At 45.7% G+C, this 24974-nt stretch carries 20 protein-coding genes; 9 read left to right on the top strand and 11 right to left on the bottom strand.

All coding sequences use genetic code 11. From position 1 onward, the window contains the following. Positions 1 to 30 precede the first annotated feature (30 nt). A complete protein-coding gene (locus tag AABK39_RS06130) occupies positions 31 to 606 on the top strand; it encodes a DUF3109 family protein (protein WP_338394036.1) in 576 nt (191 codons plus the stop codon). A gap of 90 nt (positions 607 to 696) precedes the next feature. On the opposite strand, the gene AABK39_RS06125 is transcribed toward AABK39_RS06130, so the two are convergent. From AABK39_RS06125 to AABK39_RS06100, 6 genes are all read right to left on the bottom strand, one after another. After that, the gene (locus AABK39_RS06125) at positions 697 to 2295 is read right to left on the bottom strand and encodes a S8 family peptidase (protein WP_338394035.1); all 1599 of its coding nucleotides are present in this window, start codon (positions 2293 to 2295) and stop codon (positions 697 to 699) included. Between the two features lie 382 nt (positions 2296 to 2677). Next, positions 2678 to 3955 (bottom strand): DUF3078 domain-containing protein, encoded by a 1278-nt coding sequence (locus AABK39_RS06120; protein WP_338394034.1) that lies wholly within the window; start codon positions 3953 to 3955, stop codon positions 2678 to 2680. A 315-nt stretch (positions 3956 to 4270) separates the two neighbouring features. Then, on the bottom strand, positions 4271 to 6646 hold the full coding sequence (locus tag AABK39_RS06115) for a LysM peptidoglycan-binding domain-containing protein (protein ID WP_338394033.1): 2376 nt from the start codon (positions 6644 to 6646) through the stop codon (positions 4271 to 4273). A 368-nt stretch (positions 6647 to 7014) separates the two neighbouring features. Next, the gene (locus tag AABK39_RS06110; RefSeq protein ID WP_338394032.1) at positions 7015 to 7749 is read right to left on the bottom strand and encodes a DUF4249 family protein; all 735 of its coding nucleotides are present in this window, start codon (positions 7747 to 7749) and stop codon (positions 7015 to 7017) included. 59 nt (positions 7750 to 7808) lie between these two features. Further along, entirely contained in the window at positions 7809 to 10085 is a 2277-nt protein-coding gene (locus AABK39_RS06105) for a TonB-dependent receptor (protein WP_338394031.1), read from the bottom strand. A gap of 72 nt (positions 10086 to 10157) precedes the next feature. Next, complete coding sequence (locus tag AABK39_RS06100; RefSeq protein ID WP_338394030.1) at positions 10158 to 11978, bottom strand: hypothetical protein; 1821 nt, start codon at positions 11976 to 11978, stop codon at positions 10158 to 10160. A gap of 273 nt (positions 11979 to 12251) precedes the next feature. On the opposite strand from AABK39_RS06100, the gene AABK39_RS06095 reads away from it, so the two are divergent. After that, positions 12252 to 12644, top strand: a complete 393-nt coding sequence (locus AABK39_RS06095; RefSeq protein ID WP_338394029.1) for an HIT family protein — start codon at positions 12252 to 12254, stop codon at positions 12642 to 12644. Between the two features lie 14 nt (positions 12645 to 12658). Here the strand turns inward: AABK39_RS06095 and AABK39_RS06090 are convergent, their stop codons facing one another. The 3 genes from AABK39_RS06090 to AABK39_RS06080 form a co-directional block, all read right to left on the bottom strand. Then, positions 12659 to 14593 carry a hypothetical protein gene (locus AABK39_RS06090; RefSeq protein ID WP_338394028.1) on the bottom strand — a complete coding sequence of 645 codons (1935 nt, stop codon included), beginning with the start codon at positions 14591 to 14593 and terminating at the stop codon, positions 12659 to 12661. Between the two features lie 95 nt (positions 14594 to 14688). Next, the gene (locus AABK39_RS06085; protein ID WP_338394027.1) at positions 14689 to 16482 is read right to left on the bottom strand and encodes a hypothetical protein; all 1794 of its coding nucleotides are present in this window, start codon (positions 16480 to 16482) and stop codon (positions 14689 to 14691) included. A gap of 228 nt (positions 16483 to 16710) precedes the next feature. Next, on the bottom strand, positions 16711 to 17328 hold the full coding sequence (locus tag AABK39_RS06080; protein WP_338394026.1) for a carboxymuconolactone decarboxylase family protein: 618 nt from the start codon (positions 17326 to 17328) through the stop codon (positions 16711 to 16713). A 131-nt stretch (positions 17329 to 17459) separates the two neighbouring features. On the opposite strand from AABK39_RS06080, the gene AABK39_RS06075 reads away from it, so the two are divergent. Next, complete coding sequence (locus AABK39_RS06075; protein ID WP_338394025.1) at positions 17460 to 18284, top strand: hypothetical protein; 825 nt, start codon at positions 17460 to 17462, stop codon at positions 18282 to 18284. 12 nt (positions 18285 to 18296) lie between these two features. Here the strand turns inward: AABK39_RS06075 and AABK39_RS06070 are convergent, their stop codons facing one another. Both AABK39_RS06070 and AABK39_RS06065 read right to left on the bottom strand, forming a co-directional pair. Continuing rightward, a complete protein-coding gene (locus AABK39_RS06070; RefSeq protein WP_338394024.1) occupies positions 18297 to 18635 on the bottom strand; it encodes a hypothetical protein in 339 nt (112 codons plus the stop codon). A gap of 31 nt (positions 18636 to 18666) precedes the next feature. Then, positions 18667 to 19224, bottom strand: a complete 558-nt coding sequence (locus AABK39_RS06065) for an NUDIX hydrolase (protein ID WP_338394023.1) — start codon at positions 19222 to 19224, stop codon at positions 18667 to 18669. 72 nt (positions 19225 to 19296) lie between these two features. Here AABK39_RS06065 and AABK39_RS06060 point away from each other — a divergent pair, with 72 nt between their 5' ends. The 6 genes from AABK39_RS06060 (at position 19297) to AABK39_RS06035 (ending at position 24956) form a co-directional block, all read left to right on the top strand. Next, positions 19297 to 19755 carry a 3-oxoacyl-ACP synthase gene (locus AABK39_RS06060; RefSeq protein ID WP_338394022.1) on the top strand — a complete coding sequence of 153 codons (459 nt, stop codon included), beginning with the start codon at positions 19297 to 19299 and terminating at the stop codon, positions 19753 to 19755. Between the two features lie 174 nt (positions 19756 to 19929). Next, positions 19930 to 21021, top strand: coding sequence for an Mrp/NBP35 family ATP-binding protein (locus AABK39_RS06055; RefSeq protein WP_338394021.1), 1092 nt, complete (start codon positions 19930 to 19932; stop codon positions 21019 to 21021). Between the two features lie 9 nt (positions 21022 to 21030). Next, a complete protein-coding gene (locus AABK39_RS06050) occupies positions 21031 to 21282 on the top strand; it encodes a NifU family protein (protein WP_338394020.1) in 252 nt (83 codons plus the stop codon). Between the two features lie 745 nt (positions 21283 to 22027). Further along, complete coding sequence (locus AABK39_RS06045; protein WP_338394019.1) at positions 22028 to 23326, top strand: D-alanyl-D-alanine carboxypeptidase; 1299 nt, start codon at positions 22028 to 22030, stop codon at positions 23324 to 23326. 7 nt (positions 23327 to 23333) lie between these two features. Next, the gene (locus AABK39_RS06040; RefSeq protein ID WP_338394018.1) at positions 23334 to 23987 is read left to right on the top strand and encodes a DUF4159 domain-containing protein; all 654 of its coding nucleotides are present in this window, start codon (positions 23334 to 23336) and stop codon (positions 23985 to 23987) included. Positions 23988 to 24068: 81 nt separating this feature from the next. Continuing rightward, entirely contained in the window at positions 24069 to 24956 is an 888-nt protein-coding gene (locus tag AABK39_RS06035) for a lysophospholipid acyltransferase family protein (protein ID WP_338394016.1), read from the top strand. Positions 24957 to 24974: the final 18 nt, after the last annotated feature.

The following is a 24974-nucleotide window of genomic DNA, read 5'->3' as shown; positions in this document are numbered from 1 at the left end:
AGCCGGCAACATAAACGTATACACTGCGACATGATCCTAATAGACAACACCGTAATTAGCGACGACATAAAGGACAAGAGATTTGTCTGCGACCTGACCAAGTGCAAAGGCGCCTGTTGCGTAGAGGGTGATTTGGGCGCTCCGCTCGACGAAGACGAGTTGCCGATATTCGAGAACATCTTGGAAAAGGTTAAGCCTTACCTTACGGAAGAGGGCCTGAAAGCGATAGAGGAACAGGGCACTTACGTAAAGGATTGGGAAGACGATTACTCGACTCCGCTGGTAAAGGACGGAGCTTGCGCCTATGTGGCCTACGATGAGGACGGATCTTTGAAATGCGCCATCGAACAAGCGCATCTCGACGGGAAGATAGATTATATCAAACCGGTCTCCTGCCACCTCTACCCTGTCAGAATCACCAAATACGACCAGTTCGAAGCGGTGAATTACGACAAATGGGACATCTGCGCCGACGCCTGTACTTTGGGCGAAAAGCTTAACGTTCCGGTTTACAAATTCCTGAAAGGCCCATTGGTAAGAAAATACGGCCAAAAATGGTATGACGAGCTTGAGAAAGAAATCAACGAAATGGAACCGAATTCGTAAGGCGGTTCACAGATAAACGAAAAGGCCTCTGTTCATCGTATTTGACGAACAGAGGCCTTTTTCATGATATGCGATTCCTAACGTCCCTTATCAGGAATCCTTAGACGCCATAAAATCTTTGGCCCGAGAGACCGCTTGATACAAATCCACCACGCCTCCCGTACCGCATAGTTTATTCAACTTAGAAGTCTTGACTTTCTGCTTAGTATTCGGTCGCAAAACCGCTCCGCTAAAAGGCACAGCGGACTCAAGGATAATATCTTTCACCTCCTTGGCCGTCAACTCAGGAAAATACGACATCAACGTAGCCGCTATTCCAGTCACAACCGGCGCGGCCATACTGGTTCCGCTCCGTTCGCCGTATTTATTATTTGGCAAAAGAGACTTAATGCCCGAACCCGGAGCGAACACGTCTACCGTCTTTTTGCCATAATTCGAGAATTCGGCCACTAGCCTAGAATCCGAATACTTGGTGGATGCCCCGATATCGATCCAGTTTTCCGCTTCGCCTTTTCCGCTGTATTCGGCGCTTGGGAAGTACTTTTGCTTGTCTACGTTTTCTGAATCGTTGCCTGCGGCATTTACGATCAACACTCCTTTTACGTCAGCGTATCTTACGGCCTCGTCCACTTGTGATTTGTAAGGCGAATACTTCTTCCCGAAACTCATATTGATTACCTGAGCACCATTATCCACAGCGTAACGGATGGCGTTTGCCACGTCTTTGTCTTGCTCGTCGCCGTTCGGGACCACTCTGAGCGCCATTATCCGGACATTATCGGCAACACCTTTTACACCCAAATCATTATCGCGCCGGGCAGCGATAATTCCGGCCACATGCGTTCCGTGTTCCTCTGAGCTTTTATCGCCCGAAACGTCATTATTGCCATAATATTTTTCGGAGAAGTCCGCAACGTCGTCACCCATCACCAGTTCTCTCTCATTGTAATCCGGGTTAAGGTGAACCTTCATCTCTTTTTCCAAACGCCCGATATAGTTCTCAAGCTCTTTTCTGTCGCTTCTTTCCAAAATCTCGGCAACAAACCCCATTGCCGCCCAAACCTGAACGCCTTGCTCCGTCTCTTGGCTGATCGATTTCATTTTCTCACGCAACTCGTCTGCGGTGAACTCTTCTTTCTCCATCACCTTTTCGGCGATTCCGTAAAGGATATCGAAACGCTTTTTAAAAAGCTTGATTTCCGAAAATTCCTTTTCGGCCTCCTCAAGTTTTTTCTTGTACGCCTTCTGCACCTTTTTTCCCCCTTGGTCTTGCGACTTAAGGCGAGTGAGTTCCAGCCGAGCCTTATAAACATTCCTACCGTCCGAAACTCCCAAAAAATTCCAGCCGTGAATATCGTCCACGTACCCGTTGCCATCGTCATCTTTACCGTTTCCAGGAATTTCCCCGGCATTGGTCCATACCCGGCCTTTCAGGTCTTCATGGTCTATATCGATCCCCGAGTCGATAACAGCGACCAATACCGTCTTAGATTCCATTCCGGCAAGCAACTCCCTATAGGTCCTTTCGGTGCTTACACCCATAACCCCATTCGATGAAAAATCCAGATTGTGCCAAGCTTCCGCATGGTCCGCCTTTTCCCCAGACGGCATTCCGTTTCCTTGCGCCGTTGCGTCAACCGAAAACGAAAACAAGGCAACCATTGCCAGACCTATTGATTCCCTAAACATAATTGTTGTTTTATAGAAAAATTATTCGAACCCTACACCACTATTTCTTTCCCCTGCACGCTTACTCCAAACGACACAAAATATGCCATCGCAAAAACCAAACGAACACGTCACCCTATTCTAAAAGGGATTCAAAAAAAGAATATAATCACTATACATAGTACGTTTATACAGGTATAATCCCCTACAGCTAAACGCGTCAAAAACCAATATCCCCCGCTTTATATATCAAAATGACAAAAAAAGCACATAAACTGTGTTAATCAATACAACCATAAAGTGGATTCACTGGCATATTCCAATCAAAAAGAACTTTACTATCCGACGGGACACAAAAAAAAGGGAAGTCGAAAACTTCCCTTTATATTCTTAAAATCAATTATCACGAATGATTTTTCCAGTTCATTAGGAACGTCAGGTTGAGTTGGTTCCTGACCTGAAGAATCTTGGTAGGACGTTCTTCCAAGTCCTCGTCATAATAGCCTCTAATTTGGTCTACATCATAAACGATTCTGGTATCCATCGTAAGGGTAACGTGTTCATTAAAGTAGAAACGGATAAGCGACGAATAGTTATAGTCAGCCTTACTATCTTTCTTATAAGCCCAAAAAAAGTTGAAGTTCCCTTGGTACTCCACATTCTTTATCGGCTTCATTTTAAAAACCTGGGCATCAAAACCTAAACCGATTTCCCCACGGGAATGCTTGCCTTTCGGCACACCGAAAGCGCCTTTATCGGAAAGGTCATCATCCAAAACAAAAGTCATCTTACCTTTTGCGATGGAAAAAAGCAAGTTCATTTTCTTAGGCACGTTATAACTGACACCAATACCGACTTCCAAGTCCGCAGGCGAAAGGAACGATGACAACAAAGTCTTGTCAATTTTGGTAACCTCTTCGCCGGTGTCCGGGTCTGTCTCCTTTTTCTCACTGAATTTGTAGCCGGGCTGCAATTGAGACTTAAAATATATCCTAGAAGAAAATGCCCAGCGGTCTCTGGCAAAGGGCATACTCTGCAAGGCCGTGACTTTGAAAAGGTCTTTATATTTTCGGAAAATATCGCCGTCTTTGATGTATCCGTAAGCCAGCTCGCCTGTATTGTCAAAATACATTTTTCCTATCTTGCGGTTAGCGTACGACCGAACGTTTCCATCGATGGCGAAGGTATTGTTACCGCCTTTCTGCCAGTTGTTGAGCGTCACCCAAGTAACACCCAAAGCCGCCGTAGCCCCCGAATTCCACAAAGGCTCACGCTCTTCGGGGTAAATCGTCATCGACTTATCCACGATCATGAACTTGGGGTTAAGCAAGACATTCACCGTATCATATGAAGTCTGATGCAACATTACGGAGTCGTATTCGGCATCAACCCTTACATTAACGACGGCCGGCGGGGCAAAGAAATATATTGTGTCCAAAAGAGAAGGCCTAAGCGCCGACTTGAACTCTTCCTTGGACACCACCAAGTACTCGGGAGCGTAATACACTTGCAGGGAATCTCCCTCTTTTTTGATTCCCAAAGCATTGGACAAGGAATCCAGACTAACATCGTCCTCCTTGTTCAAGTTTTTATCGAAATCAATAAAATCGGCCTCTTTTCCCTTCTCGCCCTTTTTTTCTTGGGCATATCCAATAGAGGCAACCAAACTGAAAAAAATCAAAAATAAGCTTCTAGTCCACATCCTACTTATAACATTTTAAGAGCGTACCTTTATAAAATCCGCAAACAACTCTTTACGATATTCGCAAAGTTAAGGCAAAAAATCGTCAATAGTGTCCAAGTATAGGGTCTGTTTGGGTATAAAACACTGATTTCACCCCTTCTTAACCCTGAGTTTACCCCTTTTGGGAAAAATCAAAAAAAAGACCCGAAAGCGCACAGGCCTTCGGGTCGTCATTCGGTGTTTGCATTCTTGATGTCTTGACAAAAAGACACCACTCACACCAAAGAGGTGCGAATAAGATCTCTCAAATGATTATTTTTTTATCATCAGCTTTTCTCCCAACGACAATGAGTTGTCCGTTTTGGAGTTCCAGGCTTTCAGGTCAGCCACGCTGACTCCGTATTTTCGGGCTATACTGTAAAGCGTTTCCTTGGCCTGCACCACATGAAACTCCACTTCGCCACCATCCGATGAAACATCCTTTTTCTCCACTTTTGCCGAAGGTGACAATTTCAAAACCTGCCCAATACTTACATTACCATCAGTTAGTGAATTCCACTCCTTCAAATCCCCTACCGACACGCCGTACTTACGGGCAATACCGTAAAGGTACTCGCCAGCCTGCACTGTATGTGTTTTGGAGGCGTTGGCTTTACTTGACCCAGCATTTGTCGCCGAAGTACTTCCTCCAGTAGTGGATACTTGCAAAGTTTGCCCCACAGCTAGATTACCATCTGCCAAGGAATTCCACTCTTTAAGCTGAGCCACTGTCACCCCATATTTTCTGGCAATTCCATAAAGTGTTTCTTTAGGCAACACCGTATGCGTTCCTTTTCCGGCAACGGGAACTTCCACAGATGGTTTTTCCTTCACTGTGGAAGTTGGCTTCGGAACTATTGCTCCATTGCCTTTACGCACTCTCAGCACTTGGCCTAGCTGGATTGGGTCACCGGAAGCCATGCCGTTCATCGCAAACAAATCGGCGACAGTCGTTCCATATTTACGGGAAAGGGAATACGGGGTGTCGCCTTGCTTGACGGTATGATAAACAACCGAGGACTCACCGCTTTCCGGCTGGTTTACCTCCACAGGACGCACAATAATCGGCTTGGAAGGCTCTTCCGTTACCGTTTGTTTTGGTTTGTCCTGGTTTTCGATCTCTTTCCGTTTTTTCTCATCGCGAGCAAACAGTTCCTGATATGTTTGGGGCTTCTTTCCCTGCTCAGCCACAGGCTTCTCGACACCACTACCTACGGATGTTTGCGGAGTCGGCTCAATAACTGGCGTCGGTTGCGGAACAGATGTCTTTTTGCCCTCTTTCGCAGGCTTGTTTACCGTTTTTGGTTCATCGGCCGGACCGTCCAGCAATGTCAGTTCCTCTTCCTTATCGCCCGTTTCTATACTACGGTATTCCACCGGCACTTTGCGCGGACGCCTTTTGCGTAGCCAAAGCACACGTCCGGGACGAAGCGAAGCACCTTTTTTCAATCGGTTTTTCCAACGGATCGAATACGTCCGCATACCGTAAAGCTGGCTAACAGACAGAATCGTTTCGCCAGGCTTTACGGTGTGATGCGCAACCTCCGCTTTTCTTTTTTTCTTCTTCAGATAAAAAATATCCTCGGGCTGAACTTCGTAGCCTTCTTCCAACTCATTATACTTCAAAAGACGCGACTCGGACACATTTCCTTTTATGGCCAAAGTGGTCAAGTTATCGCCAGGTTGTGCGACAATACCCGGCAATCCGTTAATCTCAACCAGTTGCGGAACGGCGTGCTTACGCTTATACTCCTTTATTATAGGAAAATCACCGGAACGGTCCTGATAAGAAATACTTGGGTTAGCTTGATTCGCCTCCAAGCTCTTGGCTACATCCTTGGCGTTGGTCAAAGGCAACAGGATAGTAATGTCTTTGTCTTTAGGAGTTTTGCTTCCGCGTTTCAGCCACGGGTTGTAGTCTTTCAGCAAATCATAGTCAACACTATTCTGCTTGGCAATATCTTTCATCGACTTGCCTCTGCCGTTTTCCAACTCCTCAAGATACACTTTGGCCGAATGACCTCGCTTCAACATATCCTCAAACGCGATTTTGTGCGCCAATGTCTTTTTGACGTACCAATGCGTTTTCTTGGTAATCTCCATCTTATTCCGACTACGGTTTTTGGAGTTGATATGCCTTTTCACTCCGCCTAAGCCAGTGTTATAAGATAAAAGCGTATGCACCCAGTTATCCAAGTAGCGGTTATGCTTTTTAAGGTATCCCGCCGCCGCTATGGTCGATGACACGATATTTAGACGTTCGTCAACGTAAAAATCGACGCGCAAGCCCATTTCCACGGCCGCCGGTTTTTTGAATTGCCAAAAGCCCACGGCATTTGACGACGAAACGGCATCCGCTATATAATCGCTTTCCTGAATGACCAAATATTTGAAATCCTCGGGCACGCCATTAAGCCCAAGGTGCTTTTTCACCAACGGACCGTAAGTTTTCACCCGTTCCAATTTGTTATCGAGGAATTTGCCGCCCGTATAAAGCTGGTCTACGTTTTTCTGAATTTCCTTTCTCGCCGCAGGTGTAAGGGTCAGCTTCATATCGGCGAAAGTCATGGTCGAAGGCACTTTGGCCGTTTGGGCAAACGCGCCCGAGACAGCGCTGATGCAAAGCGCCAGAATTAGGAGATAACGCATGAAAACATTTCTTTTTGGAAAAAAGATATCAAAACCGCTCCTTGCCAGCGCAATAGACAAAATAAACAACGAGTCTTCGCCAGCAAAAAAACAGTTGGAGCATTAGGCTCCAGAGCCTCCGTAAAAGTAGTAAATATCCCGGGGCAAAACGATGAATAAAGGCACAGAAATAAACTTCAGCCGGGTTCTTTCCTTTTTCTTCGCACGGAATCCCTCATTTCCCCACAAGTCGCCTTTCTTCTCCACCGCTTAAAATTCCACGAAAAAGCACTTCTTAAAACGACTGTTTTTGATCAAAAAACGAAATTTCGAATCAACGTTGCTGAAATAAATCTCTTATTTGAAATTGGTTTCCGAAGGATCAACCTTTAAGGGTAAAGCCAACGGGAATCATTCCGAACATAAGTGAAAATACCAACGCCTCCGCTAATATTACCCTCCAGCACTTCCGGGCGATTAAACGGGTCAACGTTAGCCTGAGAAGCTTTACGAAGACTTTCTCGAAACCTGAGCCCGCTTTCTGTCATTCTGGTCAAACTGACAAAAAGGGAATCGAAATCGTTGGACTCCTCACGGAGATCGACCTCAAACCTAACCTTTTCCGCTCTATCCTCACTCATGTCATAATGATAAGACCAATCAGACCTCACTGTATCCGTGTCGAAATAACTTACTTCGAGCAGGTAATAATTTTCCTCATAATTACTGGAGTTCCTTGTTTCCACGCTTATCGTCTGCTGACCTAATCCCGCTGACTCGATTTTCACCACCGAAACGGTTTTGGTTCCGGCAGAAAGAGTTTCTCCTGTGGGAGTCAGAACCGACAGAGCCAATGAATCGCCTTCCCTGATATCCAAATCGGCGACGTAATTCACAACCCGTTTCGTTTTGCTGTTAGTATAAAGAAGGTTGGACATTCTGACCGTATCACGCCCGTTGCTGACTTTTACGGAAGCATCCCAAAGCAGAAAAAAATGAACATAATCAGAAAGGCTGTTACTCTCGTAAAGGGTCAACTCCGCCTTTTCTCCAAAACCAAAATACGCGTCAACCGCAAAATTCCGCTTTCCTTCCGGCACCAAAGGCGTTTTCGTTTCCGACAAATAACACGATGTTAAGCCTAGCGCAAGACTCAAAATCACCAATATATTTCTTTTACTAATCATGGATAAAGTTCAAAACTGTAGGAAACCGAAGGAATCAACGGCAACAGGGATTTTGTTTTCTTCGAAATACTCCAATGCCCATCGTCAGGTCGATCTATACCGAAAAAAATGAAATAAGGATTCGCCCGATTATATAAATTATGAATACCGAAGGACCATACGCTTTTGCCCTTTTCTCCACGGCGGACATATTGCACAGACAAATCCATTCGGTGAGAATCAGGCATTCGGTAATTGTAACGTTGTCCATAAACCGGAACAAATTTCGGATGAGCGGGAACTCCGACTTGAAAGATCGAAATCCCTTCCGGCACTGTGGTCAAATAACCCGACGAAAAATACCAAAACATATTCGCTGTCCATTTCTTCGCAAAACGCCAAGAGGCTTGAATATTCGCAGAGTGTCGTATATCGTGCGGAGGAGCGAATGGCTTCCCATCATTCAGCTCCCGAATATCATATTCAGCTCTAGAAAGCGTATAATTACCTTCTAATCTCCATTTTCCTAATTCAGCCTTAACTTGGACTTCCAAACCAAACGCTTCGGCATTTCCAACAGCAAGGTTTTGAGTCGGGTCGGCACTAAGACCTTGCGCTCCATCACGCAAATCAGATATGTTTTTTTGTTTCTTCGCAAAAACTCCCGCATCGAAATCCACAAAACCGAGTTTATACGATCCCGACAAAGTCAATTGCCTTGATACGGACGGAGGCAGATTTTCCTGCGCCGGATACCAAATATCCGTAGGCATACTAAAGCCCAACAACGACACCATATGTCTGGCTTGCACAGTCTCGTCATAAGAAAGCCTCAGCTTGTATTTCTTTTTCCCAAAACCGGCCAACAATCTTGGAAGGACATGGAAAGAACCGAATGAGTCATTGGCATAATAAACCGACCGAAGGCCCGCATTCCAAAAAAATGGTTCAGAGCCTGAATTTCCCAGAGAAAAAAAGGCCCCATATTCCCCTAAACGATCGGTAGACACAAAATCTCTCAAGTTGAAATCCCCATTGTCTTTACCTCCTTTTTCTGTCTCAAAACCGTACTGGGTCGCAAATGCGCCAGCCTTAATAGCCATTCCTAAAAAACCGGCATTTTGATACGTCGCCTTTCCCGTCAATAAATCAATTTCCTGTTCTCCGGCCAATTCAGCCCCATTATCGACATCTGCACGCAAACGATATGCAGAATAACCAGTTAGCAGAGTTAGTCTTTCCTTTTCGGAAAAATCATATTCGAATTTATTTGACAACACGGCATTTCCCCACTTTGAGTCAATCGAGATGCTGTTTTCATTTTTTAAATCAAGATCATCATACGAAAGAAAAAAACCGAGCTCCTGAGTAAGCCTTTCGTTCCATTTATGCTTAACCTTGCCATTTATATCCGTAAAACTATACTCCGGCAACGGGTCGAAGCCTTCTTTGTCCTCATACATACTGTTATAAGGCTTGGAAATCGCATCGTAATAAGAGCGACGGACACCCAAAGAATACTGGGTATCCCCTTTTTCACCGGAAAACGACAATCTGGACGAAAGCAAACCCACTCCACCCTCAAGCCAAGCTTTATCCGGGCTAGAGCGCCCCTCCACTTCCAAAAAAGAAGAAAGCGAACCTCCTATGGAAACCGGAAAGCCGTCCTTTCGTAATGAGACCGACTCGATAGCGTCCGGATTAAACACACTCAAAATCCCCAACAGATGTTGAGGATTAATCAAAGGCACTCCATCCCAAAGCACGGCATTTTGGCTGTAATGACCTCCACGCACATACCATGCGCCTCCCAAATCGCCTACAGTCACTACGCCCGGGCTTCCCCTAAGCGTAGCCAATGGATCAGCCTCACCAAATCCCATCGCCAGTTCCTTGATTCGCTCTCTGCTAAGTTTGGTTTCGGACAAAGTCTTTCGCTCCGAGACACCAGCCTCTACCGTCACCGCTTTCAGTTCCGTCTCATTCGGGATCAATTTGATATTCAACAACCCCTCGAAAGGCAAACCGACTTTAAGCACTTTGCTCTTATACGCAACATGGGTTACAGTCACCGTTAGTGTATCCAGGTTTGCAGGAATACTAAACTGAAAAATTCCTTCCCGATTCGTAATCGTACTCTTTTTCAATGACTGTAGCGCTACATAAGCGCCTTCAACTTTATCACCCGAACCATTTTCGATAACGACACCTTGAAAAATCGAATAACTTTGGGAAATGGATTTTTGCGAAAAAAGAAACAGAACGGATAGCAGGATAAAAAAAGGATAGCGCATTAGAGGTGAGATAGAAAATGGAATTGGGGGAAAATTGGGAGGGTGATAGGCCCTCCCTTTTTAGGTTATTTTTTAATCCTTTTTAACGTAAGTTAACTTCAGCTTATACGCATTAGACATTTCACCATCTTCACTTCCGAAATAGGTAACCGTCTGAGGGTAACCGCTCTCGTTAAAATTTTCATATTCCAAATCAGCAAAGGTGTAGGAATTGGACACAGCAATTCGCCTTGGGGCATTCTTTAGATTCAGGCCTTCAAGTTCGGGAGCCAAAGCAGAAATGGAATGTCCGAAAAAGTTTTTATAACGATAATCGTATTCAAGTTTGACCTTTGAGTACAAGCCCGCATCCCGGACTTTTGCCTTCTTCCAATCAGTTTCCGCTGTCTCAGGGTTAACCACAAACTGATAATCCCATTCTTCCTCATGCCAAGTCCACACCTCCACGGGGTTTCCTTGCTCATCATATTCCGCTTTATAAAGCTCTTTCTCCCTTCCGTCAGCGTACACCTCTTTTGACGATATGTGATTGCCTTTATCGTCATAATTGTAAGTAATGGTTTCGGCTAATTCAAATTCCTCGCTAGCCTCAGCTTTATCAAATGTTTCGGTTTTTGTTAAGCGCTTCCCGGAAGTATACGTGTTGATTTTATATGAGATGACATTCTCATTTTCATCAAGCTCATTTTTTCTAATTATTAAACCGTCAGAGTTATAAGTCAACTCCTCTATACTCCGACTTACTTCCTCTCCCTTATTAGTTTTCCTTATTTCCGCTATATAGTTCAATAAAAACACTTTCTTGTTTTCCTGATAAGAATTCCAACCCTCATAATCATAAACCCAAACATCATCACCCTTTTTAACATACAACTTACTCTCATCATACTTCTCATCCGATTTTGAGAGTATAATTATTTCAGAGCTCTTATACTTATAATAATCGTAAGTAGTTTGATCTTTATCTGAGTGTGTTTTATAATAAACATACGTGTACTCAACGCCATCAATCACCTCTGTCGAAACATCACCTTTGAAGTCTGGTTGATCAGGAAAAAACTCTTCATACGTCGCCTTATAATCCCGATACACCCTAGTTTCATCATAAAGAGCATATTCCACCGTTTCAAGCCCCGCTTTTTCCCCTTCGAAAGTCTTCGTTACTTTTTGTTCTTTAAGAACCACTCCATCAACGACTCGGTTTGTCGTCATGCTAACCGCTCTAAACTGAGCGTCATAACCAATCTCAATAACGGGTACATCTCCCATATAAGCTGATGACAACAAATAGCTCCCCTTAAGGTCTTCCATCAAGACAGCCTCAACACCTCCGCCTTGATTTTGCACTACTTTGAACTTCGTTGTATTCCCATTGGTCAACGTAACCGTAAGTTCTCCCGTCTCCTCATTATACGCTACACTCTCTATTCCTACGCCATCAGTAGCCTCGGCCTTAACGCCCGTATCCGTATCACCTATCCACCAGTTTCCGTCTTTGATATACGGGGTTTTGCCGTCGGTTCCTTCAGCCTTTACGCCGGTGTCAGTGTCGCCTACCCACCAATTGCCGTTCTCGCCGATTTCCGGAGTCAAGCCGTTCGTTCCGTTTGTTCCATTTGTGCCATCCGCTCCTTTTATTCCATCGGGAATGGCCACTTCTTTTTGCGAACCGTCACTCATGGTCAAGACCATTTTATCGTCGGCAAAACTCACATTGATTACCGTCACTGTCGATTTCAACGTGGCCAACTGTTCTTTCAGCGCAGCATTTTCGGCCTTAATCTTGTCAAGTTCGTCTGAATCGCTATTATCACAAGCGAAAACGGTCAAGCCCAGACCGACAATCACCGCTAAAGCGCTACGCTTTAGAAGTGAACTAGAAAAGATGTTCATAAAATAAAACAATAAATTAATACGAAAAATAACACAACCACCCTATAACCCAACAGAATGGTACTTTCAACAGTAAAATAAATTTTTCATGAAGAGAGAGCCTGAATTTCAACAATAAATTTTAATTATAAAACCAAAATATTAAACTTTACCCATTAACAATCCACTCACAAATTTACATCTCTTTTTCTGTGCCAACCAATGTCACTTCCCTTGTCCAACCAATTTGGAAATCGTAAATTGAGGCTTTTGGCAGCCTAATAAGACACAACCATGGCAAGCATCTTCACAAAAATCATTAATAGGGAAATCCCGGCACATATCGTCGCCGAAGACGAGAACCATATTGCGTTTCTTGACATCAATCCGTTGGTCATCGGCCATACGCTTGCCGTTCCTAAAAGGGAAGTGGATTACATCTATGACCTTAGCGACGAGGAATTCGTAAACTTGCAACTGTTTGCGAAAAAGGTAGCAGGCGCAGTGAAGAAAGCCATTCCATGCAAACGCATCGGCGAAGCGGTAATCGGACTGGAAGTTCCTCATACGCATATTCACCTGATTCCGATCAAGGAAATGGACGATATGAACTTCAGCCGTCCGAAGCTTACGCCAAGCCAAGAGGAGCTGGCCGAAGCGGCCGAAAAAATCAAAGCCGCTTTCTAGAGCGCTAAACTCATCTAAAATAATAGGTCAAACCCTACTGGCGCTGATCCACGGACAGCTCCGCCAGTAGGCGGACCGCTTATTGAGTTTCTCCGAGGTTGCTGACGTTGCGCTCCCGCTTGTTGCATCCTACGAATTCGTTCCTCTAACGCTATCCGCCTCAAGAACGCCTCCCGGGTTTCTCTCGGCTCGAACTCCCTAAAATTCGAATTGAACTGCAATGTGCTCACCCTTGGCGGCAAGCCAAGTTCGCTACGCAACTGATTTTCGATATCCCGGGTATTGTGATGCTTCTGAGCGGCCCGTTGGTGCACTCCGTGTTGCGCATCTCTAGCCGTAGACAAAGCCCTGGCAAATAATATAAAGCCCGGCTCCACACTAAGGCTTCCGTCAAAAGAATAATCATTCCAAGGAGCCACCGGCACCATTGACGCCGTATCTTCCAACGGCTTTCTTGATAAATAAACTTGGATTTCGTCTTCCGGTCCCGGATGGTCCTGTTCCATCGGCACTGACCAACAAAGCGTATCTTCCGCCACATCACCCTCTTCGGTTACGTCCATTACATTAGACGCCACCGAACCTCCGCCTTGCGCTCCGGAGCTCATCCCTCCATGGAAAAACTCTGGGCGGTCAATCGGAAATTTGCAATCCGCCTCACCCCGTTCCACATTTCGGGCAGGCATAACCTTGATTGGAGGATATTTCGCCCTTTTGGCCCCGGTAAGCCCCGCTGTCCGTAACAGGTAACGCCCGGTTTTAGTCTTCATCAACCGATAAAAATACGTCATCACCTTTTCACGGAACGTAATCGCTCCCGCCTCGGGTCCTTCGCCCCATTCCATATTGGCGGTTTCCAAAGCGTGGGCCACACCCAATTTCCCCTGACCGTGATATCCCATCCCCAACACCTCCTTGCGCTTCAATCGCCCACCCCAATCTCCGTCGCCTCTCAACTCTTTTTCGACATTTGGTAACTCGGCCCTAGTGAAGGTTTTTGAAATATCATCCAAAGAATTAGAGCGTGGCCGGGACAACACCTTGACACTCGCTCCTTCAAGTTCAGTTGACACACTGGTCTCATCATCACCATAACACGTCCCGACTTTCATCATCGGCTCAAAATCGACTTTTTTCTTAACTGGTTTGGCTTTGGGTTCTTCAGAATCCGACAAAGCCATCGCCCTTGACTCGTCTTCCCCCATCGGCTGGTCTTCAGAAACTGGCAACACGTCCCTTGGCTCCGTGTGCTTTTTCCGGGAAAGGTTCGAGACCAATTTCTTAGCCTTTGTCCTTTTCTCAACCGGATCAAAATAAAAAATCACATCCTTCCGGTATGGCTCGTCCCTCTCTCTCGGCGAAACCGGACGAGAAGACTCATCCTCACTTTCCATAGGCGACGGAAGGTTGGGAAAAGGAGCCAAGGTCATCTCTTCCGAAATATCCAGCGAGGTTAAGCCGTTTGCCAGCGCTGCCCACAGGCCCTGCCAATTCGAGAAGTTATCATTCTTGTGTCCCAATGTTTGTTCTGTACCCGGATCAACTGGCATACCCGGCACCCATAGCCGATAATTATTCTCCAGCATTTCCCTAACCAGAGTATGATACTCGATTTCCAGTTGCATCAAAAGATTATGCATCAATTGGTGATAAGTTGGAGTAACGCGCATTTTATCCATCCCCACAGACTCAACTTTCACCGGATGTTTACCCAGCCATTTATAAGCCTGCGCCTCAATTCGGTCTAACAAACCTAAACGCATCCGCATAATCCGCTCATTACTGAAATGATTTTTTTGCAACGGATCATACTCTTTTAGCAGTGAAATAATTTTCGCGAATTCAGGATAGCGCAGATTCATAAAAAAAATCGGGCCGTCAACGTCATCTATTCGGCGCTCAAACTCTTCAGCGGTAATAAGGGCTTGAACCACACTCCGTTTTCCCAAACCAGAATCGGGAGGGCTTTTCGCCACCGCACATTTCCCCGTCTCAGAAGCACTTCGCCGTGACGATATTTCTTCCCGCTTAAACAAATCCCGAATTACAGAAGGTCACTCATATCGATATCATCAAACTCGCTGAAATCAATCGGTTTCTCCGAACTCACCCTTACTTGCTTAGTCTTGTCATCGATAATTACAGGAAACGCATTATCTGCAACACGGGGAGACAAGCCCCATTCCGCACGCAAATCCCCTTCGGAACCCAGCCCGCCAACGGCTTTGGAGGCGCCCATCCTGTCATAACCATGTTGCTTATCCCTAGCCTGTCCCAGCATTCCCGCAAAATGCACAAACCGGGGAAGCAAGCCCATCGGGCCTTCGTGCCTCGAAGGATCCCAGCCCGGAGCCGGCACCATATATTCAAAATCACTTACCGTAACCCTAGGTGTCTCTATCTGAACCTTGCACTCTGGCCCCGGATGGCTAAATGCGCCACACACTTCATAATCGCCGTCTTTCTCTTCCGCTAGGCTTTTTGCTGTAGCCAAAGTCACTGACGACTCTACCGTATCCCCGCTCATAGTCACGTTATAGGAATCGCGCCTAAATTTCCCCGCCACTTCTTGATCGTCTTCACTTAGCACTACATCCATTGAAGGGTTTACAGACATATCCACACACGGGAAGTTCTTGGATTCCGGACCTCCGGGACGACAGACATCCATCAATAACGCTCGACCGGAATTAGTCCGCAACAATTTCGCTACATCAGCCATAACTCTTTCCCTAAAAGTAAGGCTGTCTGAAGTTCCAGCCCATTTTTGGTTTGCCAATTCAGCGTATTTCGGAAAAGCCCGATGCCCCATTTTATGTTCCACTCCCCCAGAGTCGCCCCTCCATTCTTTAGAGTCTTTATCCAAAAGCGCACCTGTTTCTTCGAAAATAGTTGATGGCCCTCGAGCCACAACACTGTCATCTCCCATTTCTTCCTGATGTTCCTGTCCCGAAGGCAAAACCACTTTGGCTACTTTTACTTCCCCACCAAAGGCCACTCCCCTGCGCGTCTTTGGCTTAGGGCCCACGGAGGTCAATGGATCCTCGCCTTCAGCCAGGTCTAGGCCCGAAGCACTTTTGTTCTTCATGGCCGATTTCAGGACTTTTTCTTTCCTCTCTTTCGAAAGCGCATCAATATAACTGACACTAATGCTTTTTTTCTTGCTTAAACCCGGCGACAGTTTGCTCGGGTTCGGGCCAAGTTGCTCATCCTCAAATTCGGACACTCTCAAATTCGTTCTTCCTCCCAACAAATCAGCCCAGAGGGTTGTCATACGCCCCACTTCAGAGAAATCGCCTTTGCCCTGCATCTCCGGAATCCACACCATACTGCCTCGCCTAACGCAAATTTGGACCAACGAGTCATGCTCCCGCTCCAAATCAAAAGCCAATTGCCTGAACATCATCATAAAGGGGGAATACTCGGTTCTTTTCCCTTTGGTTTTCGACAAAAAAGGGTTTTTACCATACCATTGGTATAGGTTTCGTTCTAGCTGATCCAAAACACGAAACCTATCATTCAAAGATCCGGGCCTATTGGCCATTATCTTTTCGTACTCCTTCAACAAACTTTCGATTTTACCGATTTCCCCATGATTATAGGCCCGTTTTACTCCAGACATCATCCCTTTTTCCGGATCAGCCTCCACTATTCCGGCTTTAAACGCGGCACTCGTCAGCATCGCCTGAATCGGCGCCTCCATTCCTCCAAAGGGTCCGTCACCGCCAAACCAGCCTTGCGCCACAAAGCCTCCGCCAGGTCTGGTTTTGGCCAGTCCGGCTTCTCCACCCGAAGGTTTCCCTTTCCTACTTCCCTGACTTCTATAACAAAACGCCATGATGCTTTCCCCCGACAAAATCTACTCTAATTGAAAAGAATCCGGGAATAAAAATGTTCGCGCACAAACCGAATTCGCACCTTGGTATCCACAACATTTAGGCGCCTGATCTCTAATCGTTCCCAAAGCCCAAACCTTAGCGATGTTTCCATCTGATCAAAACGAAAAATGCCCCGAAAAAATCCGAGGCACCAATCACACCATAAACCTCAACATAATCCCCACCTCCTATATTTTCCCATAATCATAAACCATCCGAGAAAGTGACACCACTGTAGCGGCCACCCGCATGGCTTCCCTCAGCTTGTCTTCGCTCGCTTCCAGTTTTTTAAACTTATCGTAATGGGCTTTCATACAAAGTTTACAACCATTCACCGACGAAACGGCGATAGAAATCAACTCCACCATCTCTGGCCCAATAGCGGCGTCGGACATATCGATATGGTCAATCGCGGCATCGGAAACGCCGGGCTTCGCCCCCACGGCTCCCTGCAATTTCCCCAAAGTGTTATGGTAGCCAAACTGCACCGACAAGACAAGGGCTTCGCCCAATTCCTCATTAGTGGCTCCGTCTTGCAAACTGGATTCCGAAAAGGCCTCCACCAAAAGGCGGTTCCTAAGCGTATTGGCTACGGCGATGGCCACGAAATCCCGTTCCTTCACCCGCAAAGCCTCCACCTTCAGATTATCCGTCGCATTTTCGACTATCATGTCCAAAAACCGTTTCGCCTTGCCTTGCGATATCAGGTTTTCGGCCGGGATAGTTCCCTCATACAAAAAACCCAACCGTTTCAATAGGTTATCGTCGTGCGCCATAGCTGTTTTATTAGTTTCCGATACTTTCATAACCTTTAGAAGGTCATCCTGTTAACCAAAACTAACTTTCACCGCTCATATTCTTCCCGCTCGGATTACGATTTCTCGCCACTCAATTCTATTTTTGGAAACAGATACACTTTACTTTTTAACACTCGCATATGCGCAAAGCCTTATCCTTCGTCGTTTCCGCTTTTATATTTATAGCGCTAACCATCATCACCCAAATCGGCGGAATCGTTTATCTTTTGGCGAAAGCCGTAACCGCTACATTCCCATTTTTTAAAACAAAACCAAAGCTCTGGACCGCCTGTGTTTTTCTTGCGATTTATCTGTCAGCCACATTCCTGATTGTCCCAAAATTGGCTCCTGTTTTTGGTCGAAAACCTTTACCGATTTCACGAGACGGAAACCTAATTCCACTCAATCGCCTTACTGTACTGCTCAACAGACATTATGTCAGCTCACGGCTTTCGAAAGAAATCCATACTGTAGCCAATCGATTTTCCAAAAAGCACCCTGATTTGTCCGTCACTTATCTCGAAGCGAACTTCCCGTTTTGGGACGGTTTCCCGCTTCTTCCGCACCTAAGCCATAACGACGGCAACAAATTGGATTTGGCGTTTATCTACAAAGACATAAATTCCGGCAAATTACTTTCGGGAGAATCTCCCGCTTGGTTGGGCTACGGAATTTACGAAGAGCCCCAAAAAGGCGAATTCCATCAAGCAAGAGCTTGTGCCAAAAAAGGATTCTTTCAATACGACTTGCTCGGGCGCTTCACTTTTTCCGCCGAAAGGAAAATGGAAATGGATCAGGACAAAACCGAAAACCTGATACGTGAACTTCTGAACTCAAAAGCAATCAAAAAAATCTTTATCGAGCCGCACCTCAAAAGCCGTCTTGGTCTTGGCCAAGAAAAAAAGGTCCGTTTTCACGGTTGCCACGCCGTCCGCCACGACGATCATATCCACTTGCAACTGTAACGAAAAGTCATTTTAGGCGAAAGCTTGGAAAAAAATCAGGCATCCGGCAAAATCAAAAACAGCGAGAACCAACAAAGCCAACAACGCAACCTTCAGGCAGTACGCCTGCCGGTTCTCCATTTTTTCCCGACTTACCGAAGTCATCAATAAGTTCAACAAATAGAGAATCAGCACGAATATGACGGCCGGCAACATCATAAATCCGAACCGGGAGATCAAATGAGGCCAGAAATCCGCCAAGAGCTCTTCATGCTTCGATTTGGGCCCCAGAAAAAAGTATGAAGCCAAAAAGCCATTGACCAATCCGAACCCCAAAACCAAGATGATGTTTATTAAATTCATGATTCTCATAACCAGCGCTTTTAGGCCTTTGATTTTTATCTTATCCTAAATCCGGGCCTTTCATTTTATCCAACTTCCTTAATGCGTAAAAGGCCGAGGTCACGTGCATAGCCTGCAGGAGTTCATTACCTTCCAACATCTCCCCAAACCGATCCAGACTCACAAGGTTCACCTCGATCTCCTCCGACTCGTCAAGGTTTTGTTCGGCAATTTTACGCCCGCCCAAAGCCAAAAAACAATGCGCAATGTTTGAGTGGTTTGACGGATTGGCGGAAGTTTCTCCCGTTTTTATAATCTTATCGAAAATATAGCCAGTCTCTTCCAAAAGCTCTCTCGCTACCGTTTCCGCAGGATCCTCGTTCGGCTCCACCGTCCCGCTGGGCAGTTCCAAAATCGTCCGGCCGGCCCCGTGCCTATATTGTCGGTTGATTATCACTTCGCCCTCATCGGTTATCGCCACCACCGCTACCCAATCTGGATAGTCGAGCACATAATAAGGTTCCACCAAACGGCCGTTGGGCATTTGGCAAACGTCTGAACGAACGCTGATCCAGCGATCCTCCAATACCCTTTCCGATTTCAGGGTTTTCCAATCCATATTTTTCATTCAGACAAAGATAAGCCGACGAATACGGGAAATTCACTATTTTCGTACTCAAAATATCAAAGTATGGATCTGAAGGAGCTTAAAGTCAAGCTTTACGAAACCTGTCTGGAACATATTAACCAGCGTATTACCGTAGCCAAACAGGCGATGAACACCGCCCAAAGCGCTGCGAACGAGGAAGGAAAAAGCAGCGCCGGCGACAAATACGAAACCGGCCGGGCGATGATGCAGATTGAGCGTGACAAAAACGCCGCCCAGCTGGCAGAAGCATTGAAAATCAAAAAAATTCTAGAACAGTTTCCACCCGCCAAGACATTGGAAAAAGCCGAAGCCGGAGCGTTGCTACAAACCGACAGTGGACTGTTTTACCTTTGTGTTAGCGCCGGAAAAATATCGGCCGAAGGCCAAAATGCCTTTGCGGTGTCCCCTGTAACGCCATTTGGACAAGCCTGCTCAGGCAAGAAGGCAAACGAATGTTTCTCCGTCAACGGCAAAGCGTTTAAAATACTTGAAATAGCCTGACGTTGTGACAAACAGTTTTAGGCCCAAATCGACGCAGACAACACATACTTTGGCACTGTCGTCAACTAAGTCGACAAAAAAGGCTATTTTCGCAATGAATATCGGCTTTTCCCGTTCCTAATGCGTACAGGGAATTAGCTGTTTATTTCCTTGAACCAAAGCTTTTCGGAATTTATGACGAAAGAAGAAGTTATAAAAGCTCTTTCCACCGTTCAGGACCCGGACCTGAATCAGGACTTGGTCACGCTCAACATGATCAAGGACCTGGAAATCAGCGACGGGCAAATTCGGTTTCAGGTAGTGCTTACCACACCGGCCTGCCCGCTGAAAGAGAAAATTAAAAACGACTGTATCGAGGCCGTTAGCGCCGTAGCCGGCGAGGGTTGGGAGGTTGTTCCGGAAATGACTTCCAACGTAACCGCGGCATTCGACAATACGCCCGTATTACAAGGTGTCAAGAACGTTATCGCCGTCGCCTCCGGCAAAGGTGGCGTAGGCAAATCTACCGTCAGCGCGAACCTGGCCTTAGCCTTGGCACGCAACGGAGCCAAAGTAGGTTTGCTCGACGCCGATATTTACGGACCGTCGGTACCCACAATGTTCAACTGCGAGCGCGAGATGCCCGAAGTGCATAAGCAAAACGGCAAAGACATTATCACGCCCATTGAGCAGTACGGTATCAAACTGATGTCCATCGGTTTCCTTACCGGCGACAACGCCGTAATATGGAGAGGCCCTATGGCCACTTCGGCGCTCAAGCAATTTATTGGCGATACCGAATGGGGCGAACTTGACTACTTGGTAGTGGATCTCCCTCCCGGAACAGGCGATATCCATCTGGGATTGGTACAAAACGTTCCACTCTCCGGAGCCGTTATCGTGACCACTCCGCAAAAAGTGGCATTGGCCGATGTAAAGAAGGGAATCAACATGTTCTTGCAACCTCAAATTAATGTTCCCGTCTTGGGAATTGTCGAGAATATGGCCTATTTTACCCCGGAGGAGTTACCCGAAAACAAATATTTCATCTTCGGAAAAGACGGCGGTAAAGAAATGGCCGAAAAGTACGGAGTACCGTTCTTGGGGGAGATTCCGATAGTGCAGAGTATCCGCGAATCCGGCGATTCGGGTTACCCCGCCATCATGAAAGAGGGCGTTACGGCGGAAGCTTTCGGCAAGCTTGCCGAAGAGGTGGCAAGACAAACCGCCATCAGCAACGCAAAACGTTCCGAAGCCAAACAACAAAGCGCAACCCCTAATTTCTAACTCAGGGAAATGGAAGATTTGATCGAAAAAGTAGATAAAGCGTTGGACAATATCCGACCTTACCTCGAAGCCGACGGCGGCAACGTCCAGGTAGTGGAAATTACCGAAGACAATGTTGTGAAAGTGGAGCTTATGGGCGCTTGCGGTTCCTGCCCAATGTCAATGATGACAATGAAGGCCGGAATCGAAGAATCAGTTAAAAGGGCCGTACCAGAAATCACTGCAGTGGAGGCTATAAACGCTACCCAACCTATCGAATAAGCGGAATACAATTATTCAAAAATATTAATAAGCCAGCAACCTTCGGGAAAGCTGGCTTTTTTTTATTCCATCATATTTTTTAATTATTCACCGAAATCAAAGTTGCAAAAAATAATAATTCCCAATTTCCAAATCCCGTCAATTTAGGTCTAGAGACACTCCCACCGCATTAACAATCTCTATCAAAACAGAGAAAAAACATATAAATTCTCAAACGGTTTGCAACCCTTCTACGGCAATCCAGTGTCATTGTTGCGTAAGGGGCTTTTAGAGTCCTGCATTTAGCCAAAGGAACTTACATATCAATAAATTTGCATTTTAATAATTTAAAAAAGCATTTTAAAAACTTAACCTTTATAGAAATAATACCTGAAACCGCTTATTTGTCAATAATTTTATACATTCGCAACGTGAACATCTAATCACAGACAGTTTATATAGATAATGAGGAGGCATATTCTTTTTTTCGTTTTGTTCCAATGCATCAGTTGGGGACTCTTTTTCAACGCAGAGTTGTTTAACAATTCCAATGATACATTCGGGGCAAAAGAAACCTCCACCTCGACTCAGCAAGGTGGACAAAATCAGTTTTTAGCGCCTGCAGTATCGGGAGGAGAAATCGCTCCCGAAACAGTTCGTTCGATGTTGGCACCATACTCCAACACTTTGTATTATTTTGAAAAACACCCTTCAGTGATCAAGTAAAAGCAAACCGAATGAATTACCTAACGCTACCGGACATCACATGAAATCGCTTTTAGGCCTATTGTTTATTGTAATCAGCCTGAATTTTAACGTATCCGGGAGCCACATTCAACACTTCAAAAAGAACAAGCCGAAGAGACTTGCGAAGACGCTATTGAAGGACAGCCTTTTCGCAAATCATCACTTCGGCTTTATTCTTTTTAATCCCAAAAAGAACAAGTCCGTTTTAGAAATCAATCCCGACAAATACTTCACACCCGCATCAAATACAAAGCTTCTTACCCTGCTCACAATCCTCGGTGAATTCCCCAACAGTGATTCCTTAACCCTCTTTAAATATCACAAAGCTGGTGATTCCCTAATAGTACAAGGGACAGGCCTCCCCAGTCTACTCCATCCCGATTTTAATGACACTTTGCCGGAATTTCTTACACAGAAAAAAAATCATATTTTCTTATCCCAAGAAAACAAACCTAAACGCTTTGGAGACGGATGGGCTTGGGACGATTACCCTTATCAGATATCAGCCGAAATATCGGACTTCCCGATTTACGGAAACAACGCAAGATTCACCCGGCAAGAAAACGGTAAAATCACGTCCGTAAACCGGATCTTCCGAGATTCAATCACAAACATATCGGGACCTTGGGCTCGTAACGAGAAGAAAAATATTTTTCATACAAATAAAATAAAGCGGGACACAACGGATATTCCTTTTATTACCTCCAATGAATTAACCTTAGCGCTACTTTCCGATACTTTAAAACAGAGCGTCCAGCCATGGAAAGCAGATTTCCCTAAATCAGCATCACACTTTAAGACCGCCGTACGAGATACGCTTTTAAAGAAAATGATGATCGACAGCGATAATTTTATCGCCGAACAGCTTTTACTTCATCTGGCTATCGAAAAATACGACACCACCGCCATTTCCATAGCCATTGACAGTGCCGTGTCGAAACATTTCGCCGACTTGAAGAACCAGCCGGTTTGGAGAGACGGGTCGGGCTTATCCCGCTACAACCTCAACACCCCCTCCAACATAATCGACACTTACCTGATGCTTGAGCGCCTCATCGGGCGGAAAAAACTCTTGACTTACCTTGCGAAAGGCGGAGAGACAGGTACTTTGAAAAAAATGTTTACGGAAGAACCACGGATAGAAATATTCGGGAAGACAGGTAGTATGAGCAATAATTTCGTCTTCAGCGGTTATCTGCTCACGAAAAAAGGCGAAACTTTGCTATTTTGTTTCATGAATACGCATTTCTCTCACTCCGTAAGTGAAATGCGGTCAGGTGTTGAACGGATTTTGCGTCTGGTTCACCAAAGTTACTGAACAAACTATGCGAAAATCACTGCTTCTCATTTTGGCGCTTGCCTGCGCCCCTCTTTGGGCCAATGCCCAAATCAAAATCGCCAAGCTCAAATACAACGGCGGAGGCGACTGGTACGCCAACAAAACAGCGCTTCCCAACCTAATACGTTTCTGCAACGAAAACCTGAACACGGACCTTGAACCGGCCGAAGATTTTGTTGAGGTGGGAAGCCCAGAAATAGCCCGCTACCCATACGTATACATGACAGGCCACGGCAATGTCGTTTTCTCCGACCAAGAAGCTTCCAACCTCCGAAAATACCTCACCAGCGGCGGTTTCCTGCATATCGACGACAACTACGGACTGGACAAATTCATCCGCCTCGAAATGAAAAAGGTATTCCCCGAGTTGGAATTCGTCGAATTGCCTTTTGACCACCCTGTTTTCAAGCAACGATTCAATATGCCAGAGGGGCTTCCGAAAGTCCACGAACACGACGGCAAACGCCCCCAAGCCCTTGCGTTAATCCATGAAGGAAAAGTTGTCTGTTTCTATTCTTTCGAATCTGACCTTGGAAACGGATGGGAAGACCAAAGCATCCATAACGATCCGGAAACTGTCCGGCTGGCCGCGTTAAAAGCCGGCGCCAACATAATTGAATTCGCATTCTCGCAACCCTAAGTATCGTTTTTTGGCCCGCCGTATTTTGACTCGTATCTGATTCGGTTTACCTTTGCGGACGCCTAAAAACGGTCTTCGATTATGCAAAAACTTGTTTATTACGCCTTCAGGGTATTGGTCGCCATCATGCGAATCACGCCTCTATGGCTTTTATACATTCTAGCCGATTTCATCTACATAATCTTTTACTACGTACTCAAATACAGAAAAAGCGTAGTTTACGGAAACCTCAGTCGATCTTTCCCAGAAAAATCGGAAAAAGAAATCGATGCTCTAGCCAAAAAATTCTACCACCATCTGGCAGATATTTTTGCGGAAAGCCTCAAGGGCTTGGGTATAGGAAAAGAGGAAGTAATAAAAAGGTATTCGTTCAAAGGAACCGACCTAGTTCACGAGCGTATCAAACAGGGAAAAACCGTTCTACTCGCCGGCACACACTGCGGAAACTGGGAATGGGGAGCGCTCAGCACACCTCATTATCTAGAACCCGATATTTACACTTTATACAAGCCTTTGAGTAATAAATATATCGACGCCTACCTAAAGAAACAGCGTGCGGACCAAGGCATGTATATGATTCCCACTACGGAAACAAGGGAAATTTTTCAAAGGAAATTTGAACACCCCGTAGCATTCATTCTTCTTAGCGACCAATCTCCGCACAATCCCCGCCGCGCTTTCTGGATGAACTTTTTGCATCAAGAAACGGGCTTTTTACACGGATTCGAAATGCAAGCCCGCAGATACGGCCATTCGGTAGTGTTTTTCCGAACAACAAAAATCAAAAGGGGATATTACCAAATCGAATTCGAGCTGATAACGGATACGCCCAAAGATTACGAACCGGGCATGTTAACAAAAGAATACGCAAAAAGACTTGAGAAATTGGTGTTGGATGATCCCGCTGTTTGGGTTTGGTCTCACAAAAGATGGAGACGGCAAAGACCTGAGGGCAAACCTCTTCTCTAAACGACTTATCCCGGTGAT

This window comes from Fulvitalea axinellae (genome assembly GCF_036492835.1).
Taxonomy (GTDB): domain Bacteria; phylum Bacteroidota; class Bacteroidia; order Cytophagales; family Cyclobacteriaceae; genus Fulvitalea; species Fulvitalea axinellae.
This window is presented reverse-complemented; position numbering and strand designations above follow the sequence as displayed.

Bases quoted from the DNA above. Each gene is read 5' to 3' on its own strand.
- AABK39_RS06130 (WP_338394036.1), top strand. From the start codon at position 31: ATGATCCTAATAGACAACACCGTAATTAGCGACGACATAAAGGACAAG.
- AABK39_RS06125 (WP_338394035.1), bottom strand. From the start codon at position 2,295: ATGTTTAGGGAATCAATAGGTCTGGCAATGGTTGCCTTGTTTTCGTTT.
- AABK39_RS06115 (WP_338394033.1), bottom strand. From the start codon at position 6,646: ATGCGTTATCTCCTAATTCTGGCGCTTTGCATCAGCGCTGTCTCGGGC.
- AABK39_RS06105 (WP_338394031.1), bottom strand. From the start codon at position 10,085: ATGCGCTATCCTTTTTTTATCCTGCTATCCGTTCTGTTTCTTTTTTCG.
- AABK39_RS06100 (WP_338394030.1), bottom strand. From the start codon at position 11,978: ATGAACATCTTTTCTAGTTCACTTCTAAAGCGTAGCGCTTTAGCGGTG.
- AABK39_RS06095 (WP_338394029.1), top strand. From the start codon at position 12,252: ATGGCAAGCATCTTCACAAAAATCATTAATAGGGAAATCCCGGCACAT.
- AABK39_RS06085 (WP_338394027.1), bottom strand. From the start codon at position 16,482: ATGGCGTTTTGTTATAGAAGTCAGGGAAGTAGGAAAGGGAAACCTTCG.
- AABK39_RS06080 (WP_338394026.1), bottom strand. From the start codon at position 17,328: ATGAAAGTATCGGAAACTAATAAAACAGCTATGGCGCACGACGATAAC.
- AABK39_RS06075 (WP_338394025.1), top strand. From the start codon at position 17,460: ATGCGCAAAGCCTTATCCTTCGTCGTTTCCGCTTTTATATTTATAGCG.
- AABK39_RS06070 (WP_338394024.1), bottom strand. From the start codon at position 18,635: ATGAGAATCATGAATTTAATAAACATCATCTTGGTTTTGGGGTTCGGA.
- AABK39_RS06065 (WP_338394023.1), bottom strand. From the start codon at position 19,224: ATGGATTGGAAAACCCTGAAATCGGAAAGGGTATTGGAGGATCGCTGG.
- AABK39_RS06060 (WP_338394022.1), top strand. From the start codon at position 19,297: ATGGATCTGAAGGAGCTTAAAGTCAAGCTTTACGAAACCTGTCTGGAA.
- AABK39_RS06055 (WP_338394021.1), top strand. From the start codon at position 19,930: ATGACGAAAGAAGAAGTTATAAAAGCTCTTTCCACCGTTCAGGACCCG.
- AABK39_RS06050 (WP_338394020.1), top strand. From the start codon at position 21,031: ATGGAAGATTTGATCGAAAAAGTAGATAAAGCGTTGGACAATATCCGA.
- AABK39_RS06045 (WP_338394019.1), top strand. From the start codon at position 22,028: ATGAAATCGCTTTTAGGCCTATTGTTTATTGTAATCAGCCTGAATTTT.
- AABK39_RS06040 (WP_338394018.1), top strand. From the start codon at position 23,334: ATGCGAAAATCACTGCTTCTCATTTTGGCGCTTGCCTGCGCCCCTCTT.
- AABK39_RS06035 (WP_338394016.1), top strand. From the start codon at position 24,069: ATGCAAAAACTTGTTTATTACGCCTTCAGGGTATTGGTCGCCATCATG.